At 35.6% G+C, this 19,344-nt stretch carries 24 protein-coding genes; 19 read left to right on the forward strand and 5 right to left on the reverse strand.

Annotated elements, in window-relative coordinates:
- Positions 1-12: 12 nt before the first annotated feature.
- The gene (queC, locus tag CQA38_RS02825; protein WP_249355169.1) at positions 13-687 is read right to left on the reverse strand and encodes a 7-cyano-7-deazaguanine synthase QueC; all 675 of its coding nucleotides are present in this window, start codon (positions 685-687) and stop codon (positions 13-15) included.
- Positions 688-739: 52 nt separating this feature from the next.
- Here queC and ybeY point away from each other — a divergent pair, with 52 nt between their 5' ends.
- Entirely contained in the window at positions 740-1,153 is a 414-nt protein-coding gene (ybeY, locus tag CQA38_RS02830; protein ID WP_137632479.1) for an rRNA maturation RNase YbeY, read from the forward strand.
- A 17-nt stretch (positions 1,154-1,170) separates the two neighbouring features.
- Here ybeY and CQA38_RS02835 read toward each other — a convergent pair whose 3' ends face one another.
- The 4 genes from CQA38_RS02835 to exbB all read right to left on the reverse strand — a co-directional run bounded on the left by CQA38_RS02835 (position 1,171) and on the right by exbB (position 4,212).
- On the reverse strand, positions 1,171-2,544 hold the full coding sequence (locus tag CQA38_RS02835; protein WP_137632480.1) for an MATE family efflux transporter: 1,374 nt from the start codon (positions 2,542-2,544) through the stop codon (positions 1,171-1,173).
- 186 nt (positions 2,545-2,730) lie between these two features.
- Positions 2,731-3,399: an energy transducer TonB gene (locus CQA38_RS02840; RefSeq protein ID WP_137632481.1), complete on the reverse strand. Its 669-nt coding sequence runs from the start codon at positions 3,397-3,399 to the stop codon at positions 2,731-2,733.
- Positions 3,396-3,788: a TonB system transport protein ExbD gene (exbD, locus tag CQA38_RS02845; RefSeq protein WP_137632482.1), complete on the reverse strand. Its 393-nt coding sequence runs from the start codon at positions 3,786-3,788 to the stop codon at positions 3,396-3,398. The genes CQA38_RS02840 and exbD overlap by 4 nt, the downstream gene beginning before the upstream one ends.
- On the reverse strand, positions 3,781-4,212 hold the full coding sequence (gene exbB / locus CQA38_RS02850) for a TonB-system energizer ExbB (RefSeq protein ID WP_137632483.1): 432 nt from the start codon (positions 4,210-4,212) through the stop codon (positions 3,781-3,783). Before exbB ends, exbD begins: the two co-directional genes overlap by 8 nt.
- Before the next feature lie 174 nt (positions 4,213-4,386).
- On the opposite strand from exbB, the gene CQA38_RS02855 reads away from it, so the two are divergent.
- The 18 genes from CQA38_RS02855 to CQA38_RS02940 all read left to right on the forward strand — a co-directional run bounded on the left by CQA38_RS02855 (position 4,387) and on the right by CQA38_RS02940 (position 19,125).
- The gene (locus CQA38_RS02855) at positions 4,387-5,136 is read left to right on the forward strand and encodes a 7-carboxy-7-deazaguanine synthase QueE (RefSeq protein WP_137632484.1); all 750 of its coding nucleotides are present in this window, start codon (positions 4,387-4,389) and stop codon (positions 5,134-5,136) included.
- The gene (locus CQA38_RS02860) at positions 5,133-5,714 is read left to right on the forward strand and encodes a 6-carboxytetrahydropterin synthase (RefSeq protein ID WP_137632485.1); all 582 of its coding nucleotides are present in this window, start codon (positions 5,133-5,135) and stop codon (positions 5,712-5,714) included. Before CQA38_RS02855 ends, CQA38_RS02860 begins: the two co-directional genes overlap by 4 nt.
- The gene (locus CQA38_RS02865) at positions 5,714-5,950 is read left to right on the forward strand and encodes a hypothetical protein (protein WP_137632486.1); all 237 of its coding nucleotides are present in this window, start codon (positions 5,714-5,716) and stop codon (positions 5,948-5,950) included. The genes CQA38_RS02860 and CQA38_RS02865 overlap by 1 nt, the downstream gene beginning before the upstream one ends.
- Positions 5,937-6,356 (forward strand): hypothetical protein, encoded by a 420-nt coding sequence (locus CQA38_RS02870; RefSeq protein WP_137632487.1) that lies wholly within the window; start codon positions 5,937-5,939, stop codon positions 6,354-6,356. Before CQA38_RS02865 ends, CQA38_RS02870 begins: the two co-directional genes overlap by 14 nt.
- The gene (locus CQA38_RS02875) at positions 6,337-7,002 is read left to right on the forward strand and encodes a 16S rRNA (uracil(1498)-N(3))-methyltransferase (protein ID WP_137632488.1); all 666 of its coding nucleotides are present in this window, start codon (positions 6,337-6,339) and stop codon (positions 7,000-7,002) included. Before CQA38_RS02870 ends, CQA38_RS02875 begins: the two co-directional genes overlap by 20 nt.
- A 155-nt stretch (positions 7,003-7,157) precedes the next feature.
- Positions 7,158-7,358 carry a 50S ribosomal protein L31 gene (rpmE, locus tag CQA38_RS02880; protein WP_137632489.1) on the forward strand — a complete coding sequence of 67 codons (201 nt, stop codon included), beginning with the start codon at positions 7,158-7,160 and terminating at the stop codon, positions 7,356-7,358.
- 8 nt (positions 7,359-7,366) lie between these two features.
- Positions 7,367-8,203: a 16S rRNA (cytidine(1402)-2'-O)-methyltransferase gene (gene rsmI / locus CQA38_RS02885; RefSeq protein ID WP_137632490.1), complete on the forward strand. Its 837-nt coding sequence runs from the start codon at positions 7,367-7,369 to the stop codon at positions 8,201-8,203.
- Positions 8,204-8,206: 3 nt separating this feature from the next.
- Positions 8,207-8,887, forward strand: coding sequence for an RNA methyltransferase (locus tag CQA38_RS02890; protein WP_137632491.1), 681 nt, complete (start codon positions 8,207-8,209; stop codon positions 8,885-8,887).
- Complete coding sequence (locus CQA38_RS02895) at positions 8,880-9,803, forward strand: hypothetical protein (protein WP_137632492.1); 924 nt, start codon at positions 8,880-8,882, stop codon at positions 9,801-9,803. Before CQA38_RS02890 ends, CQA38_RS02895 begins: the two co-directional genes overlap by 8 nt.
- 2 nt (positions 9,804-9,805) lie before the next feature.
- Positions 9,806-10,615, forward strand: coding sequence for a hypothetical protein (locus CQA38_RS02900; protein ID WP_137632630.1), 810 nt, complete (start codon positions 9,806-9,808; stop codon positions 10,613-10,615).
- Between the two features lie 11 nt (positions 10,616-10,626).
- On the forward strand, positions 10,627-11,832 hold the full coding sequence (locus tag CQA38_RS02905) for an LL-diaminopimelate aminotransferase (RefSeq protein ID WP_137632493.1): 1,206 nt from the start codon (positions 10,627-10,629) through the stop codon (positions 11,830-11,832).
- 3 nt (positions 11,833-11,835) lie between these two features.
- On the forward strand, positions 11,836-13,086 hold the full coding sequence (locus tag CQA38_RS02910; protein ID WP_137632494.1) for a homoserine dehydrogenase: 1,251 nt from the start codon (positions 11,836-11,838) through the stop codon (positions 13,084-13,086).
- Positions 13,087-13,425, forward strand: a complete 339-nt coding sequence (locus CQA38_RS02915; protein WP_137632495.1) for a YraN family protein — start codon at positions 13,087-13,089, stop codon at positions 13,423-13,425.
- A gap of 56 nt (positions 13,426-13,481) precedes the next feature.
- Positions 13,482-13,796 (forward strand): thioredoxin, encoded by a 315-nt coding sequence (gene trxA, locus CQA38_RS02920; protein WP_137632496.1) that lies wholly within the window; start codon positions 13,482-13,484, stop codon positions 13,794-13,796.
- 145 nt (positions 13,797-13,941) lie between these two features.
- Positions 13,942-14,880, forward strand: a complete 939-nt coding sequence (locus CQA38_RS02925) for an FAD-dependent oxidoreductase (protein ID WP_137632497.1) — start codon at positions 13,942-13,944, stop codon at positions 14,878-14,880.
- A gap of 136 nt (positions 14,881-15,016) precedes the next feature.
- Positions 15,017-15,742: a 4-hydroxy-tetrahydrodipicolinate reductase gene (gene dapB / locus CQA38_RS02930; RefSeq protein ID WP_137632631.1), complete on the forward strand. Its 726-nt coding sequence runs from the start codon at positions 15,017-15,019 to the stop codon at positions 15,740-15,742.
- A 1-nt stretch (position 15,743) separates the two neighbouring features.
- Positions 15,744-17,084, forward strand: coding sequence for an amidophosphoribosyltransferase (gene purF / locus CQA38_RS02935; protein WP_137632498.1), 1,341 nt, complete (start codon positions 15,744-15,746; stop codon positions 17,082-17,084).
- Between the two features lie 55 nt (positions 17,085-17,139).
- Complete coding sequence (locus CQA38_RS02940; RefSeq protein ID WP_137632499.1) at positions 17,140-19,125, forward strand: methyl-accepting chemotaxis protein; 1,986 nt, start codon at positions 17,140-17,142, stop codon at positions 19,123-19,125.
- The last annotated feature ends 219 nt before the right edge of the window (positions 19,126-19,344 follow it).

A 19,344-nucleotide genomic window follows, 5' to 3' on the forward strand; every position in this document is an offset into this window, starting at 1 on the left:
TGTAGCGAGTTTTTAAGCATATTCTATCTTATCTTTTTGCCCAGCCTCGCTAAAGCCTTTTAAACGCAACAAACAGCTATCACAAGCCCCACAAGCCTTATCTTGCCTTTCATAACAGCTCCAAGTTAGCTCTAAAGGCACTTTTTCTTTTAAGGCAAGCTTGACTATATCAGCTTTTTTAAGATGAATGAGAGGAGTTTTTATCTGCGTTTTTAGCTTTGTAGCCCTGCCTTCATTGATAAAAGCTTCAGCTTTTTTGATAAAAGCTTCAGTGCAATCAGCATAACCGCTACTATCTTCTTCAACCACGCCTATAAAAATCGCCTCGCATTCATGCTTTTCAGCTAAGGCTGCAGCTATGCTTAAAAAAATGCCATTCCTAAAAGGCACATAAGTATTTGGCGTTTCATTTGCACCAAATTCATTTTTAGGTATCTCAAGACTAGTATCAGTAAGCGAATTTGCTCCTATAGCTTTGATAAAATCAGTATTTAAAATATAGCGATTGTTTAAACTTATACCCAAATCCTCGCAAATTGCTTCAAAACAAGCTCTTTCTTTTTCCTGCGTTCTTTGAGCATAGTCAAAATGCAAAGCCACAAGCTCAAAACCTTCTTTTTTTGCCAGATACGCACAAGTTGTGCTATCCATGCCCCCACTGATGATACACAAAGCTTTTTTCATAATTTTCCTTGAGATTTTTTGATATAATAAAGGCTATTTTATCAAAAGGAATTCAATGATACTTTGCCAAGAGGATATGGATTGTGATTTTTTGCAAATTTTAGCTGATGAGCTAAGCACTAAGGACATAGAACTTCTTTTAGTAGATAATGAAACGATGAAAAAGATCAATTTCGAGCAAAGAGGGATTGAAAAAAGCACTGATGTATTATCTTTTCCGCTTTTAGATGAGTTTGGTTTCAATTTACCACTTGGAAGTATAGTTATTAACACAGAGCTAGCCGAGCAAACAGCTAGCAAACTAGGACACAGCAAGCAAGAAGAGCTTTCCTTACTTTTTTTACACGGACTTTTGCACTTGCTTGGCTACGATCATGAAGCAGATCAAGGACAAATGAGAGCAAAAGAAGAAGAGCTTATCTTAAAATTTAAACTCCCAAAAAGCCTTATTGTAAGAACTGAGGGCTAAATTTTATTTTAAGATATTTATACCGCTTCTTGTAAATTCTTATCTTGCTTCAAGCTTCCTTTTTTAAACGCCCAAAAGATCACAGCTAAAGCTACGAAAAAAGAGCAAAGCTCGGCTAAAGGATAGCTTAAAAATATGCCTTTTATACCAAAAAAATTTGGCAGTATAAGAAAGAAAATACACACAAAAACTAAGGTATAAGATATGGTAACGATAAATGAACTTAAAGGCTTTTGCACACTTTGAAAAAAGCTTGCTACGCTCATATTAAAACCGATCAAAATAAAGCCTAGAAAATAAATTCGTATCGCCTCTATACACCCAGCTAAAAAATCCTCATCAATGCCGCCAAATTCATCTTTTTGTAAAAACAAGATGACTAAATGCTCGCTAAAAAGATAAGATAAAACATACATCAAGGTTCCAAGCACAAGGCTAAACACGCAGCCAAAGCGAAGTATCTTAACAAGCCTTGCATAGGCATTTGCGCCGTAATTAAAGCTCGCTATTGGCTGCACGGCTTGTGAAGCTGAAAGCAAGGCTGTAAATAGCACTATACCAGAATACATTACAACGCTATATGTAGCGATTGCTCTATCTCCTCCTAAAAAGCCTAAGATATGGTTAGCTATAAGCATAACAATGCTTGCGCTGAGTTCTGCACTAGCTTGAGCTATGCCATTTTGTGCGGATTTAAAAAGCGTAAAAAATTGAAAGGCTTTGATAAAATAAATTTGTCCCTTTTTTGAGATAAAATGCCAAAATAAGATCAAAAAGCCTATAAAATGCCCTAAAATCGTTGCCAAAGCCGAGCCAAAAAGCCCCCATTCAAAAACAAAAATGAAAAAATAATTCATCACAACATTGCTTAAAGCCCCACTAATCATCGCCACCATAGCCAAAACAGGACGCTTATCATTCATCACAAAAATATCAAGCAAGGGGTGCAAAACGATGACAAAAGAGCCAAGAAAAATGACTTCAAGATATTCAGCAGCCAAAGGAGCTATGGTTTGACTTGCACCAAGTAAAAGCACAATCTCATCGCAAAAAAGAAAGAACACAAAGCCTAAAACTAAGCCACTAAGCAAAGCAAAATAAAACACCGAAGAAAAGATAAGCCTTGCTTTTTCAGGCTCATTTTTACCAAGATAATAAGAGCTTAAACTTGCTGCACCTATGCTAAATAAAAGCTCATAAGCAATTAAAACAGGAAAAACAGGCCAAGCAATGCCAACAGCAGCAAGAGCGTCATTGCCAAGTTTTTGTCCCACAAAAATGCCATCTATGGTAGAATAAGTTGAAAGCGCAAGCATAGCACAAAGTGAGGGGATAAAATACCTAAAGAAAAGCTTAGCTATGCTGTGTTTTTCAAGATCGATTGCTTGCATGGTTATCCCTTTTTTGAAAGCGAAATTATAGCTAAAAAGGGTAAGCAAGACAAATTATCATTGACTTATCGCTTAAAAAAAGAGTAAAGCAAAACGCTTAAACGACTCATTTTATCATCATTAAGGTAGGGTTGGCAAAGTGGCTTAAAAGATAAAAATACAAAAAAAGAAAGAGGGCGATTTTGTTTAATCTTTGAGATTATACACGATAGGGATTTGAATTCGCACGCTTTTTTCGTATTGTGGGAAGTTTTTAGCAGCCCTAGCGATTACTTTAAGCACATTTGAGTCTAAAATTTCATGTCCTGAGCTTTTGACTATCCTTACTTTATCAAGGGTTTGATTATGTAGCCAAACAAACTCAAGCAAAACTTCACCGCTTAAACGCATTTTGCGTGCTTGTCTTGGATAAGTCTTTCTTGCGGCTTCATCAATGGCTTTTTTGATCTCTCTTAAAAAAGGATTGTCATCTTTACCAAAAGCAAGTGTGCCAATTTGGGTTGGCGCATTATTATCAATCTGGGCTCCACCTGCTGGAGCTGAAGCTTTAGTAAGCTCTTCTTGAGGTTTTTCTTTTATACTTTTTCTAGCGTGTTTGTGAATTTCTCTCTTTTTTTGCTCTTTTTTATGTTCTTTCTTGCGTTCTTTTGGTTTGTCTTCTTCTGGTGCGGGTGGGGTATTGGCTTCGCCGACTTGATTGGTTTGTCCTTGTGCGATGAATTGACTCATCACTAAAGTAACACGATCATCGCCTTTGATCTCGCTTTTAAAAGGATCACCTAGCACAGCGAAAAGAAAAAGTGGCGAAAATATAAGACAGGTTAAAACAAAGGCTTGTTTTTGCGTGTTTTTCATCTTGTTTGCCTTTCTGTGATGATTTGGAAATTCTCGTGTTCTTTGCCCTTAAGCAGATCAATGATTTGTATAAAGCTTTCAAATTTGGCGTCTTTATCAGCTTTAAGCTCGACAAGGGTTTTTTTATCAAGCTTGTTAAGCTCTTGTTCTAAGCTTTCTAGGCTGATGAGCTTGTCATCAAGATAAAATGAATTTTCTTCATCGATAGCGATGAGAAATTTTTCCTTATCATCATTTGCAGAAGTGGCAAATTCAGACTTTGGAAGCTCAACTTTGATCTGTCCGTGAGCAATAAAAGTTGAAATACTTAAAACAATAGCAAGCAAAACAAGCATAATGTCTATAAAAGGCACTATGTTTAAACCCTCGTTTTTAGGCACTTTAATCATTTTTTGCGTCTTTGTTTTGATAATGTGAGCTTAAAATTGAAATTTTACGAAGCAGGGCATTATACGCCATCAAAGAAGGGATAGCCACCAAAAGCCCTAAAGCCGTAGCTTTTAAGGCTAAAGAAAGCCCTACGACTATGGATTTTACATCGATATTGCCTGAAAGCCCCATATCATAAAATACCACCATAATCCCAATAACCGTTCCTAAAAGTCCTATATAAGGTGCATTTGAATAAATGATATATAAGGTTGTTAAATTTTCGCTCAAAGCATTATCAAATTCCTGCTGATTTTGATATTCGCTCATATTAATCTTTCTAAAAAAAAGCAGTCGTTCGATCACGCACCAAAGTGCTAAAAAAGCCATTATCCCAAGAATTCCTAAGATAATCCAATCAATATGAGCCTTTAAAAATTCCATAAAATATACCTTTTTAATTTTCAGTATTTTAAAAAATATTATTAAAATTATATAGCAAGAAAACTAAATTTTGATTTAAACAATCAAAAATAAATTTCATCGCTTTTTAACGATACATTTTGTTGTATCTTAGGTTATAATTATGTTTTTATTTTTTAAAAAAAAGGCGATGTTTTGCAGATTGTAGAGTATTTTTTAAGCATACAAGGTGAGGGTAAATTTGCTGGGAGCTTAGCTTTGTTTGTGCGTTTTGCGGGCTGTAATTTTAACTGCTTTGGTTTTGGAGTAAAAAAACAAATGCAAGATAAAATCCTTGTGGGCTGTGATACCTTACGCGCTGTTTGGACAAAAGAATTTAAAAACTCTTATCAAGACTTAAGCGCTAAAGAGCTTTTAGCTGAAGTTTTAAAACTTATTCAAGATAAAAAACCTATCATCGTTATCACAGGAGGCGAGCCTTTGCTTCATCATCAAAGTGCTGAATTTATCAGCTTTATCAAGGCTTTGCTTGAGAGTGGTTTTGAGGTGCATTTTGAGACAAATGCGAGTATTTTTATTGATTTTGATAAATTTCCACTTTATAAAAGCTGCATTTTTGCTATGGGCGTAAAGCTAAGTAATAGCGGTTTAAGCCAAAAAGAACGACTTCATTTTGAGGCTATACAAGCAATCATTTCAAATGCTAAGATGAGTTTTTATAAATTTGTTTTAGATGAAAAGATGATCGTTTCAAATAAGGCTTATGAGGAGATAGAATACATACTTGAAAAAGCCAAAGCTGAGGTTTTTTGTATGCCTATGGGATATAATGAGCTTGAGCTTAAAACTAATGCTTTAAAAATTGCTGAATTTTGCATAAAAAATGGTTATAATTACTCAGATAGAATTCACATCAGGCTTTGGGGAGAAAAAGAAGGCGTATGATTATACGAAAATTATTTGAGTTTGAAAACGCACACATAGTTAGATTTTGCACTTCAAAGCGGTGTAAAACGAGCATTCACGGGCATTCTTATAAGGTAGAAGTTTTGCTTGAAAGTAAGTTTTTAGATAATGCTGGTATGGTGTATGATTTTGGGCTTTTAAAACAAGAAATTCGTCAGATCATCGATAGCTTTGATCATGCTATCACGCTTTTTAAAGATGATGATGAGGCGTATTTAAAAGATATGAAAAAGCATTCTAAACGTTGGGTGAGCTTGGGTGTAAATGCAAGTGCGGAGAATTTTTGTCGTGTATTTTTTGTGCTGATTGATACCTTGCTTTCAAAAACAAAAATGCAAAATGGCGAAAAAGGCGTAAATTTACAAAGCATTATCGTGCATGAAACGCGAAGCGGTTACGCACAAGGTTTTAAAGAAGATGCTTACAGCGAGCATTTACCGCCTATAAAGCTTGATGAGATCGAGTTTTCAAAAGAAATTCAAAGCGATTGGGACGATGAGCTTTTTTTTGAAAAACTCAAAGGCGAGTATGAATTTATCAACAAAAAGGAGCTTTGATGAAAAGTTATAAACAGCTTTGGATTTTATTGTTACTTTGTTTTTTTATCGCTTGTGGCGAAGATAAAAGTGAAAAAATCACGCCAAAGTTCAATGATACAAACATACTTATCGAGCAAGATGATGAAAAAAGCGAAGTCAATGATACTAATGTGCCTTTGCCAGTGCAAGATGATCTAAGCTTTGAGCTTAAATTTAAGGAATTTAAAAGCGGAGCAGTGTATGCAAATCTATGATCTCGTGCTTGCTTTTCATATATATAGCCTTTATGCGAGTGGATTTTTGATGGTTTTTTATTTGTTTTTAACGCAAAGTAGCTTTAGGACAGAGTTTTATTTTATAAGACGCATTCGGCTTTTTTTGCCGGTGTATTATCTTTTTTTAAGTATAGTTTTTTTTACCGGCTCTTTGCTTTTGGCTTTAAAAAGCTTTGAATTTAGTTTTTTTCACGGCTTAATGCTTGCTAGCTGGTGTCTTATCGTCGCTTTGAATATCTTTCAATTTAACCGCTTCAAAAAAGCAAGACAAAAAAGACGTTATCAAGGTTTTAGGGCGTGGAGTTTTTTTATCTTACTTATCACGCTTTTTTTACTCACTGTGCCATATTTATATCAACGATATTATGCAGTTTTTATATCATGAAAAAGCCGGCGAAGCTCGTATTTGCCTAGAAAATGAAGCTTTTTTGCACCTTAGGGCAAGAAGAGCAAAACTAAATGAAAGCCTAAAACTTAGGAATTTAAACGATATTTTTTTGTATGAATATACAATTTGTGAATTTGATAAAAAACACGCTGTGCTTGAGCTGAAAAAAAGCGAAGAAAAGCCGGAATTTTCAAGTGGTATAAGGCTTGCTTTAGCTATGATTGATACAGGCGTGCTTGAAAAAACTCTACCCATTTTAAACGAACTTGGCTTAGAAGAACTTTTACTTGTGTATGCTGACTTTTCTCAACGCAATTTTAAACTTGATTTAGGACGTTTGAGGCGAATTTTGATTGCTTCTTGCGAGCAGTGCGGGCGGGCAAATTTAATGAAAATTTCAGTTTTTAAGAGTAGTGATGAGTTTAAAAAGGCTTATGCTGGGGCTATTTTGCTTGATTTTGAAGGAGAGGAGTTAAAAAGCTTTAGCGATTATAAAAAAGAAATTTTTTTCATTGGTGCAGAAGGGGGATTTTCTCAGCGAGAAAGAGAACTTTTTGCAAAAAAAGTAAAGCTCACACACCCTTATATCCTCAAAAGTCAAAGTGCGGCTATAAGCGTGCTTGCGAATTTAAGTTTGGGCTAAATTTCATAGATTAAAGATATTTTATCTTAAAGCTTTTTAAAAATAAGTTTAAATTTTTATAAAATTAAAGGCTTTTTAAGATTTTAGTTTAAATTTATTTTATTTTGGGTATAATCTGCGTTTATTTTCAAAATAATTTTTCAAAGGCATTAATGATGAAAAAAGACATACACCCAGAATTTGTAGAATGCAAAGTAACTTGTGCGTGCGGAAACAGCTTTACAACAAAGTCAAACAAGGCTGAGATTCGTGTTGATATTTGCTCAAACTGCCATCCTTTTTTTACCGGTAGTGAAAAAATCGTCGATGCGGCAGGTCGTGTAGAGAAATTTAAGAAAAAATACGCTATGCAATAAGCCTTTTTATGCTCTATCTTATCCCCACGCCCATAGGCAACTTAGCTGATATTTCTTATCGGGCGATAGAGCTTTTAAAGACTTGTAAAATCGTGCTTTGTGAAGATACAAGGGTTTGCAAATCCTTGCTTCATTTGCTAAGCCAAAAATTCGAGCTTTGTTTTGAAAACAAAGAATTTATCTCCTTTCATAGCCACAACGAAAAAGAAGTGCTTGCTTCTTTAAATGCTGATTTTTTTAAACAAGATATTATTTTTATGAGCGATGCAGGTATGCCTTGCGTGAGTGATCCGGGGAGCGCTTTGGTTGATTTTGCTTTAAAAAATGATATAGCTTATGAGGTTTTACCCGGAGCAAATGCTGCTATTACTGCATTTGCAGCAAGTGGTTTTGGGGTGAAAGAATTTATCTTTATGGGTTTTTTAAGCAACAAAGGTAAGCAACGACAAAATGAGCTTGAAAATTTGCTTTTAAATCCTTTTGTGAGTATAGTTTATGAAGCTCCAACTCGCATTTTAGCTTTGCTTGAAAGCTTAGCCTTGCTTGATCCACAAAGAATAATCTTTATCATTAAAGAAATCAGCAAAAAATTTGAAAAAAAATTCAAAGCTTCAGCACAAGAGCTTTTAAACATACTTCAAAACGAAAATTTAAATGGCGAATGGGTGCTAGTTATCGATGCCAACAAAGAAACAAATTTTGCCAGAAGCACTTTAAATGAGAGTGATATCTTAGCTCTTGATATTTCCTTAAAAGAAAAAAGCAAACTTTTAGCAAAAATCACTCAAAAAAATGCAAAAGAGCTTTATAACAAACTGCTTTTAAGTCAAAATAAGGTAGAATGAGCGATGATAATTTACGGAAAACAAATCTTTTTTTATGTTCTTGCAAGGCATAAAGAGCAGATTGAAGAGCTTTTTTTAGCCAAAGAATGCGATAAAGCAAGCTTTACAAAAATCGCTCAAAGTGGCGTGAAGATTAAAAAGCTTGATTTTAAAGCCGCTCAAGCTTTGGCAAAAGGTGGCAATCATCAAGGTTTTTTGATGAGAGTAAAAGACTTTACTTTTACGCCTTTTCACGAGCTTAAAAAAGATGACTTTATCGTTATGCTTTATGGTATTAGTGATGTTGGAAATATAGGCTCTATCGCAAGAACAGCTTATGTTTTTGGAGTAAAAAGTTTGCTTATAGTTGGTTCAAGTGTAGGCATTGAAGGCATTATCCGCACAAGTGCAGGTGCAGCGATGGATATGAAAATAACACTAGTGCAAGATGGTTTAAGCGCCTTAAATGAGCTTAAACAGCTTGGTTTTTATCTGTATGCAAGCCATAAAGATGGCAAGGACATTTGTTCGCTTAAAACAAAAGATAAAAAGGTTTTGATTATGGGAAGTGAGGGTTTTGGTTTGACTCAAAAAGTCATAAAAAAATGCGATGAAAGTGTAGGTATAAAAATGAAAAGTGAATTTGACAGCCTCAATGTGAGCGCTGCTTTTGCAATACTTTGTGATAGGATGGTAAATGAATAACTTAGAAAATTTAAACCTCAAAGAGGTCTCTCAAAGAACACAGATAGAAATGGCTTTTTTAGAAGCTTTGCTTGAAAAAGACTTCAAAAAGCTAAGTCGCTTTAATGTCAAAGGCTTTCTAAAAATCCTAAGTCGTGAATATGATCTTGATTTCACCCTTTTTCTTGAAGAATACAATGCCTTTTTAAATGAAAGCGAGACGAATGAAGATAAGGTGCTTTCTCAGCAAAGTGGCGTTCCACCAAAACTTGATGCTTATTCACACAAATCATCAAGCTTTTGGATATGGTTTTTAGCTCTTATCATCATCATCGCACTTGGCTGGTTTATCTATCAATACGGCTGGTTTAAATTTGGCACAAGTAGCGAGCAAATTACGCAAAACTCAAGCTCTTCTGTGGTGCAAATCATCGATGAAGCACAAAATAATGTCAAAAACACAGATAGCAAAGAAGTAAGTTTAAACGAAAGCGAAAGCGAGCAAAACACAAGCGAAAATGACACTGAGGCAAAAAATAAAGAAAACGAGCAAGAAAAAAGCGAACAAAACACAAGCTCAAATAATGAAATTTCAAGTATCAACTTACAAAATACCGCCCAAACTCAGCCCATTGTCAATGAAAATGTAAGTCAAAAAGAAGCGATTTTTAGCACTTCTGGTAAGGTTTGGGTTGGCTTTATCGATCTTGACTCAAATTCAAAAAGTGCTGTAGTCACAGAAAATAATTTCTCAGTTGATCTTAATAAAAATCAACTCCTTTTAATCGGAGCAACCGCACTAACGCTTATTGATGATGAAGGCAAGGAGCAAAAATTTCCAGCCGGCACTTCAAAACGTTTTTTGGTACAAAATGGTAAGATTAAAAGCATTTCTTTGGCTGAATTTATGAGCCATAACAGGGGTAAAGAATGGTAAGGTTGTTTGCAAAAGTTTTGATTTTAGGTATGCTTCTTAGCACAAAGGTATTTGCTATAAGTAGCTTAGAGCTTGCTCAAAATATCATAGCAAATCCAAATTTAGAGGCAAAATTAAAGCTTTTGTTTGAAGGTAGGGATTATACTGATGAAAATGGTTATGCAAATTTAAGCGAAATTTCAAGGATACTCAAAACAAATTCCTTGCTTAGTCTTACTTTAGCCAGCTCACAAAGCCTTGAGTTAAGTTTTAAGAGCAAGGCTTCAAACATCTTGTTTTTAAAGATTGTTAATGATGCTTTAAATCAAGCAGGTTTTGTGTATTTTACTCCTATACAGCTTGATTTAAGCACTGATATTAGCACTTATAAACTTCGCGTTGAGTCAAGATATATCCTTGATCCGGGCAGTTTTTATATGATTTTAAAACAAAATTTCGTTTTTATAGAAAATGTCCGCAAAACAGGAGCATATAGCTATGAATATAGCCTTGATTTTTCAAGAGCAAAACTCAGCACAAATACAAATGTTATGCTTAATCAAAGCACAAAATTAGGACGCCCTTTGAAAGATTATATAATCGATCTTAAGGGAGCAAACACGATAAGTCTTAAAGCAAGTCCTGCTGATACTTGGTTTCCTAAGATCATCTTTGTAGATAAAGATTTAAAGCTCATCGAAAATTTAGAAAGTCAAGAAAAAAATAATAATTTTTCAAGCTCCATACCTTCAAATGCTGTTTATGCGATCGTTGGAGATTCTTATAATTTAGACAATATACGTAGAGGACTTGAAATTTATCTTTCAAAATAAAGGAGAAGACTATGTTTGAAGAAATTCGCTTTAATACCATAGAAAGGCTGCCAAATTATGTTTTTGCAGAAGTCAATGCCATTAAAATGGCAGCGCGTAGAGCCGGAGAGGACATCATAGACTTTTCCATGGGTAATCCAGACGGTAAAACCCCACAGCATATCATCGATAAACTCTGTGAAAGTGCAAATAAAGACAAAACTTCTGGCTACTCAGTTTCAGCTGGAATTTACAAACTTCGCCTTGCCATTTGTAATTGGTATAAAAGAAAATACGGCGTTGAACTTGATCCAGAAACAGAAGCAGTAGCGACTATGGGTAGTAAAGAAGGCTTTGTAAATTTAGCAAGAGCTATCATCAATCCCGGCGATGTAGCCATAGTGCCTGATCCAGCTTATCCTATACACACTCAAGCCTTTATCATAGCAGGGGGTAATGTAGCTAAAATGCCTCTTCATTATAATGAACAATTTGAACTTGATGAAAATAAATTCTTTGCTAGCCTTGAAACAGCTTTAAAAGAAAGCATACCACGTGCAAAATACCTTGTGGTAAATTTCCCACACAATCCTACCACTATAACAGCTGAAAAAAGCTTTTATGAAAGACTTGTGGCTATGGCAAAAAAAGAACGTTTTTATATCATCTCAGATATTGCTTATGCTGAGCTTGCTTTTGGGGATTATAAAACGCCTTCTATTCTTGAGGTTGAGGGTGCTAAAGACGTAGCAGTTGAAGCTTATACACTTTCAAAAACTTACAATATGGCTGGCTGGCGTGTGGGCTTTGTCGTGGGTAACAAACGTCTTATAGCCGCACTTAAAAAGATCAAATCTTGGTTTGATTATGGTATGTATACACCTATTCAAGTAGCAGCAACTATAGCACTTGATGGGGATCAAACTTGTATAGAAGAGATTAAAAACACCTATACAAAAAGACTTGATGTTTTAATAGACGCTTTTGAAAATGCAGGCTGGAGTTTAAAAAAATCTCGTGCAAGTATGTTTGTGTGGGCAAAACTTCCGCAAAGTAAAGCTCATCTTAAAAGCCTAGAGTTTTCAAAGCAACTCTTACAAAATGCTGGCGTGGCGGTAAGTCCGGGCATTGGTTTTGGAGAAGCAGGCGATGAATATGTGCGTATAGCCTTGATAGAAAATGAAAACAGAATTCGCCAAGCTGCAAGAAATATCAAAAAATACCTCAAAAGTGAATAAAATATGAATATAGCGATCTTAGGCTATGGCACGGTTGGCTCAGCAGTTTGTGAAGCTTTGATACAAAATAAAGAGCTTATCAAAGCAAGATGTGGCAAAGAGTTAAAACCTGTCATAGCTCTAGCTAGAAGTGCTAAAGCAAACGCTTTAGTGCCTGTAGTGCAAGATATAGAAGAGATCACAAAACGAGAAGATATAGATATCTTTGTCGAGCTTATGGGTGGGGTTGATGAGCCTTTTGCTATCATCTCAAAGCTTTTAAAGCAAGGAAAAGCTGTTGTGAGCGCAAACAAAGCCATGCTTGCTTATCATCGCTATGAGCTTGAAGAGCTTGCTAAAAATGCCTTTTTTGGTTATGAAGCTAGCGTTGCAGGAGGAATTCCTATCATTAAAATTCTCAAAGAAGGCTTAAGTGCAAACCAAATTTTAGGCATAGAAGGCATTTTAAATGGCACAAGCAATTTCATCTTAAGTTCTATGAATGAAAAAAACTGCAGCTTTGATGAAGCCCTAAAACAAGCCCAAAATTTAGGCTATGCTGAGGCTGATCCTAGCTTTGATATAAAAGGCATTGATGCAGCGCATAAGCTTTTAATCCTAGCCAGCCTTGCTTATGGGCTTAAACATAAGCCAGAAGATATTTTAATACAAGGCATTCATGAAATTTCAAGCGAGGATATGTATTTTGCGAGGGAATTTGACTTTACGATCAAACTTCTTGGCATAGCTAGGGCACAAAATGATAAGGTTGAGCTTAGAGTACATCCTGCTATGCTTGATAAAAATAGGCTCTTAGCTAAGGTAAATGGCGTGATGAATGCTATTAATATCAAAGGCGATATGCTCGAAGATAGCCTTTATTATGGTGCTGGAGCTGGTGGAAAGGCAACGGCTAGTGCGGTGATTTCTGATTTGATTGATTGTGCAAGAACTCGATCAAAAACTTCAATGCTAGGCTTTGAACGTCAAATTCCTTATACTCTCGTGCCTCAAGATGAAATTTATACCAAATACTACCTCCGCCTTAAGGTTGAAGATAAAATCGGCGTTTTATCAAAAATCACTCAACTTATGAGTGAAAATCAAATTTCAATTGACAGCTTTTTGCAAAAGCCAAAGTCAAAAGTAGATCACAGCACACTTTTTTTTACCACACATCATACTTATGAAAAAAGCATTCAAACCCTTTTAAGCACACTTGAAAAACAAGATTTTATCAAAGCTAAGCCTTTTATGATGAGAATTCAAAGCTAAATGGGGCTTAAAGAGTATTTAAGCGGAATTATAGGCGAGGATAAGGCTTGCGCTTATCTTAAAAAACAAGGCTTTGTTATATTACAGCGCAATTTTCACTCCAAATTTGGCGAACTTGACATCATCGCAAAAAAAGATGAAATTTTACACTTTATCGAGGTAAAAAGCACGCAAGGAGATTATGAGGTTGCATACAGACTTCATCAAAAAAAGTATGAAAAGTTACTAAAGGCTATTGATTTTTATTTCTTGCAGCAAGGCTTTATCAGTGATTTTCAAATCGATTTGCTTTGCGTCAAATCAAACGCCATAGATTTTAGAGAAAATATAAGTTTTTAAGGAAAAATTTTACTTTTTTAGCTTACAATAACACAAAAATTTTTAGGAGAAAACAAATGGGAAAATACATTGAACTTAATTCAAGCAATTTTGCGGAAGCTAAAAGCGGTGTAGCTTTAGTTGATTTTTGGGCGCCTTGGTGCGGACCTTGTAAAATGCTTTCACCAGTCATTGATCAGCTTGCTGAAGATTTTGAAGGCAAAGCTAAAATTTGCAAAGTCAATACAGACGAAGAACGCGAGCTTTCAGAACAATTTGATGTCCGCTCTATACCAACACTTATCTTTTTAAAAGACGGACAAGTCGTTGATCAGCTTATCGGCGCTCAATCAAAACAAGCCATCGCTGATAAACTCAACTCTTTACTTTAAGTTAAAAGCCACTTTTTTGTGGCTTTGCTTTCTTAAGCCTTTTTATTTTTTTCTTATCTTTACATTTTTTCCAAATAATAATTTTTATTAACAAATATTAAGAAAAAATTTACTATTATATTGTCAAAAAAACAAGGAGAAAATAATGTTAGATTTAGCGATTATCGGTGGAGGACCAGCTGGACTCAGTGCTGGACTTTATGCGACAAGAGGCGGACTTAAAAATGTGGTTATGTTTGAAAAGGGTATGCCCGGCGGACAAATTACCTCAAGTTCTGAGATAGAAAACTATCCCGGCGTTGCTCAAGTAATGGATGGAATGTCATTTATGGAGCCTTGGAATGAACAATGTATGCGTTTTGGCTTAAAGCATGAAATGATAGCTGTAGAACAAATCAGCAAAAACGCTGATAACACCTTTACGATTAAGCTTGAGGGCGGAAAAAGCGAGCAGGCAAAAGCAGTCATCGTTTGCACTGGTTCAGCTCCTAAAAAAGCTGGTTTTAAGGGCGAGAATGAGTTTTTTGGCAAAGGTGTAAGCACTTGCGCAACTTGTGATGGTTTTTTTTATAAAGGTAAAGAAGTGGCTGTTTTAGGCGGTGGAGATACCGCACTTGAAGAGGCATTATACCTTGCAAATATTTGTTCTAAGGTATATCTAATCCACAGAAGAGCCGAATTTAGAGCCGCTCCAAGCACCACTGAAAAAGTTAAACAAAATGCAAAAATCGAGCTTATCACTGAGGCAAGCATAGATGAAGTATATGGAGATCAAAAAGGCGTTTGTGGCGTAAAAGTCAAGCTTAAAGATGGTTCTATAAGGGATTTGAATGTGCCGGGGATCTTTACCTTTGTAGGCTTAGATGTGAGAAATGAAATTTTAAAACAAGACAATGGAAGCTTTTTATGCGATATGTGCGAGGGCGGACAAGTCAAAGTCAATCTCAAAATGCAAACAAATATAGCCGGGCTTTTTGCAGCTGGAGATTTAAGACAAGACGCACCAAAACAAGTTATTTGTGCTGCAGGCGATGGAGCTATAGCTGCACTTTCAGCTTTAGCTTATATAGAAAGCTTACACTAAATTTTAAGCCCTAAATCAAGGGCTTAAAATACTTTTTTTACACGACAAAATACTTTTTTAAAACCTAAATTCCTTACAAATTTTATCACTTTTTAATCAAAAAAAGACTAGAATTTAAGCTTTAAAAGGATAAATGATGACAAATATAGGCATTTATGGGGCAAAAGGACGCATGGGTAAGCAAATTCTTTTTTGCTTAGAAGATGAAAAGGACTTTAAAGCTAGTGAATTTGACAAAGGCGATGAGCTTAAGACTTTTTTTGATAAAACTCAAGTCATTATTGATTTTTCAACACCACAAGCCTGTTTTACTCTCCTTTCATATGCTAAAAACAATCCCAAACCCCTAGTAATAGGCACAACCGGACTTGATGAAACAAGCTTTACTTTGATGAAAGAGCTTAGCCTTACAATGCCTGTATTTTATGCAAGCAATATGAGCCTTGGCGTAGCCGTGCTTAACCACCTTGCTCAAAAAGCTGCTCGTATGCTAAAAGGCTTTGATATAGAGCTTGTGGAAATGCACCACCGCCACAAAAAAGACGCTCCAAGTGGCACAGCTATGACTTTAGCTCAAGGGCTTGCAAATGCTAGAAATTTAGACTTAAACAAGGTGCGAGTAAGTGGCAGAGATGGACTTATAGGCGAGCGAAAAGCTGATGAGATCGGCGTGATGAGCTTAAGAGGCGGGGATATAGTTGGCAAGCATACCATAGGTTTTTATGAAGAGGGCGAGTTTTTAGAGCTTAGTCATGTGGCTACTTCAAGAGCAACCTTTGCAAAAGGAGCCATTAAAATCGCAAAATGGCTTGTGGTTCAAAAAAATGGCTTTTATTCGATCAATGATTTTTTAGGAATTTAAAATGTGTGCTATAGTCGGTGTGATTAATTCAAAACAAGCAAGTTTATATGCGTATTATGCTCTTTTTGCTATGCAGCATCGCGGACAAGAAGCAAGTGGTATTAGCGTGAGCGATGGTAAAAATTTACAAACCTTAAAAGGAAAAGGCGAAGTTAATACTATCTTTAATGAAGCCAATCTCGCCTCACTTCAAGGTGAGCTAGCAATAGGACACAACCGCTATTCTACAGCTGGAAGTGCATCTTTAGCTGATGCTCAACCCATAGCAGCAAGCTGTATGCTAGGACAAATCGCTCTTGCACATAATGGCAACCTTGTAAATAAAGATGAAGTAAGGACAAGACTTATCAATGAAGGCGCGATTTTTCGCTCAAATATGGATACTGAAAATGTGATCCATCTTATCGCAAGAAGCAAAAAGCCAAATTTAAAAGAGAGGTTTATAGAAAGCTTAAAAGACTGCGTGGGAGCGTATTGCTTTGTGCTAGCAAGTAAAGATAAGCTTTTTGTGGTAAGGGATCGTTTTGGCGTGCGTCCTTTAAGCCTTGCAAAACTTAAAGATGGAGGCTATATAGTAGCTAGTGAAAGCTGTGCTTTTGACTTGATAGAAGCTGAGTTTATAAGAGATGTAAAACCGGGCGAAATGCTTATCTTTACGCTTGGAAAAGATGAGTTTGAAAGCATAGAACTTTTTAAGCCTGAGCCTAGAATTTGTGCTTTTGAGTATATTTATTTTGCGCGTCCTGATAGCATAGTTGAGGGAAAAAGTGTATATGAAATGCGTAAAAAGATGGGTGAAATTCTAGCAGATAAATTTAAGCACAGAGCTGATTTTGTCGTACCTGTGCCAGATAGTGGAGTCAGTGCAGCTTTAGGTTTTGCAAGTCGCTTAAAAATCCCTCTTGAAATGGCTATAGTAAGAAATCACTATGTAGGACGCACCTTTATAGAACCAACTCAAGAGCTAAGAAATCTCAAAGTCAAACTCAAACTCAATCCTATGCATAAAGTCCTTGAAGGCAAAGAAATCGTCGTCGTTGATGATAGTATAGTGCGTGGAACGACTTCTAAAAAGATCATTTCTTTGCTAAGAAATGCTGGGGCAAAAACCATTCATTTTGCAGTAGCTTGTCCTGAGATTAAATTCCCTGATCTTTACGGCATAGATACACCAACCTTTGAAGAGCTTATCAGCGCAAACAAAAATGCCCAAGAAGTGCGTGAATATATAGGTGCTGATACTTTAAGCTTTTTAAGCATAGATGAGCTAAAGCAAAGTTTGGGCGAGGAAAGGCAATACTCTCTTATCAGCTTTGATGGGGATTATTTTATTAAAGATTAATTAAGTTTGTTCTTGCTACAATGGCAGAGCTAGCTTTTATCAAAAAGGAAAAATTATGAAAAATAGTATTATCGCAAAGCTTTCATTGATCGTTGTTTTGATCTTTGCTGTTATTATGATCGCAAATGCGATTTATAGCTATAAAAAGACTTCCGAAGAAGTTACTTCTTTGTATTCAAGTATCCAAAATTTAGCCCTTAGTGCATCTTATACTACGATTAATATTACAATGAATATAGAAGCAATCCAGCACCTAAAAGTTGCAAGTGACGCGATTTTAAAAACTAGTGATATAAATGAACAAAGAAAAGTTTTAAGAATAGCTGCGGATTTGGTTAAATACCCAAGCTTCATTGTGGTGTATGAAGATAGCGGAAATATTTTGCTTGAAGAATACGGAGTTGAAAACCCCGATCCGCATAATTACGATCAGCTCGGCATAGATATAAGACAACGTCCTTGGTATCAAGAAACCAAAGAGAAAAAACAAAGTATAGTAACACCTGTTTATACCTCTGCAGCTGGCACAAATAAAGGCAAACAACTTGCAACAGTAACTTATCCTTTGATAAAAGATGGTGTTTTTATAGGTGTTATCGCAGCTGATGTATATGTAAGTGATTTTCAAGAAAGATTTAAAAATTTTGAAAGACCAGAATTTCCAAGCCTTGATATCTATATCACAGACAATACCGGACGCATTTTTTCACACAAAAACCCTGAAATCGTCGCTCATCAAGAGCTATACCCACAAGAAATCGCTCTTCAAGAACATTTAAAAAGTGCAAAAGAAGGCTTTTTCTCATATATAGATACAGAAGGTAAAGATAGAGTAGGCTTTTATAGGCAGTTTCCTTTTGGTTGGACTATAGTAGCAAGTGCCTTGCATAGTGATTATACCGATGCTGTAAATAAAAACGCTCTTACTAGTCTTGCTATCAATTTAATCATGCTTATACTTGGTATAGTTATTTTGGTGTATATCATCAAGAAATTCATTTCCCCAGTGCAAGAGATACAAAAACTACTCTTACACTTTTTCCAATACCTCAACCATGAAAACAAACAAGCTCCAAAACCTCTTGTGTTTAAGAGTAAAGATGAATTTGGACAAATGGCTACAACCATCAACGAAAACATCAAACGAACAGGCAACAACATAGAAAAAGACGCTAAACTCGTTGAAGAAGCCCTAGTCGTTATCAATCACGCTAAAGATGGACGAGCTACAAAAAGAATCACACTTGAAGGTAGCAATCCTCAGCTTAACACACTGAAAAACTCAGTCAATGAACTTTTAAATTTACTCTCTACAGCTATAGGTAATGATTTAAAAGAACTCAATAGAGTTTTTGATTCATTTACCAAGCTTGATTTTAGCACTAAGGTAGCTAATGCTTCAGGTAGGGTTGAGGTTGTAACAAATACACTAGGCGATGAAATCGTAAAAATGCTTAAAACCTCATCTGACTTTGCCAACTCTTTAAGTGAAGAAAGTGGCAAACTCCAAGAAGCCGTAAATGCTCTTACTCAAAGTTCAAACTCACAAGCTCACTCTTTAGAAGAAACAGCAGCAGCTTTAGAACAAATCACTTCTTCTATGCAAAATGTCTCAACAAAAACAAGTGATGTTATCACTCAAAGTGAAGAGATTAAAAATGTTACAGGTATCATAGGAGATATAGCTGATCAAATCAATCTTTTAGCTTTAAATGCAGCTATAGAAGCAGCAAGGGCTGGAGAACACGGAAGAGGTTTTGCTGTTGTGGCTGATGAAGTAAGAAAGTTAGCTGAGCGAACACAAAAGTCTTTAAGTGAGATAGAAGCAAATACTAACTTACTTGTGCAATCCATCAATGATATGGCTGAATCTATAAAAGAACAAACTGCAGGCATTACTCAAATCAATGAAAGTGTAGCTCATATAGAAAGTGTAACTCAAGATAATGTGAAGATTGCTAATGATAGTTCTGTGATTTCTGATACTGTTAATAGTATTGCAAAAAATATACTTGAAGATGCTCGGAAGAAGAAGTTTTAATGAGTTTAGGTATATTGTGTCTCCTTTAAGACAAGCAGTTTGCGGAGCAAATCCGCAAAATTTGCTTGGTTACCTTTTAAATTTATTTTTAGTTCATTTCAACCTCAAAAAGACTTTTTATCTATAGCTTTACAAAACTACCCACGCACTTTTAAAAATAAACATTAATCCTTAGTTTAATAAGTATTAAATCAAACTTCAGTTACAATGAAAAACGAA

The sequence above is a fragment of the Campylobacter sp. MIT 12-5580 genome, from assembly GCF_005406235.1.
In the GTDB taxonomy this organism is placed as follows: Bacteria; Campylobacterota; Campylobacteria; order Campylobacterales; family Campylobacteraceae; genus Campylobacter_D.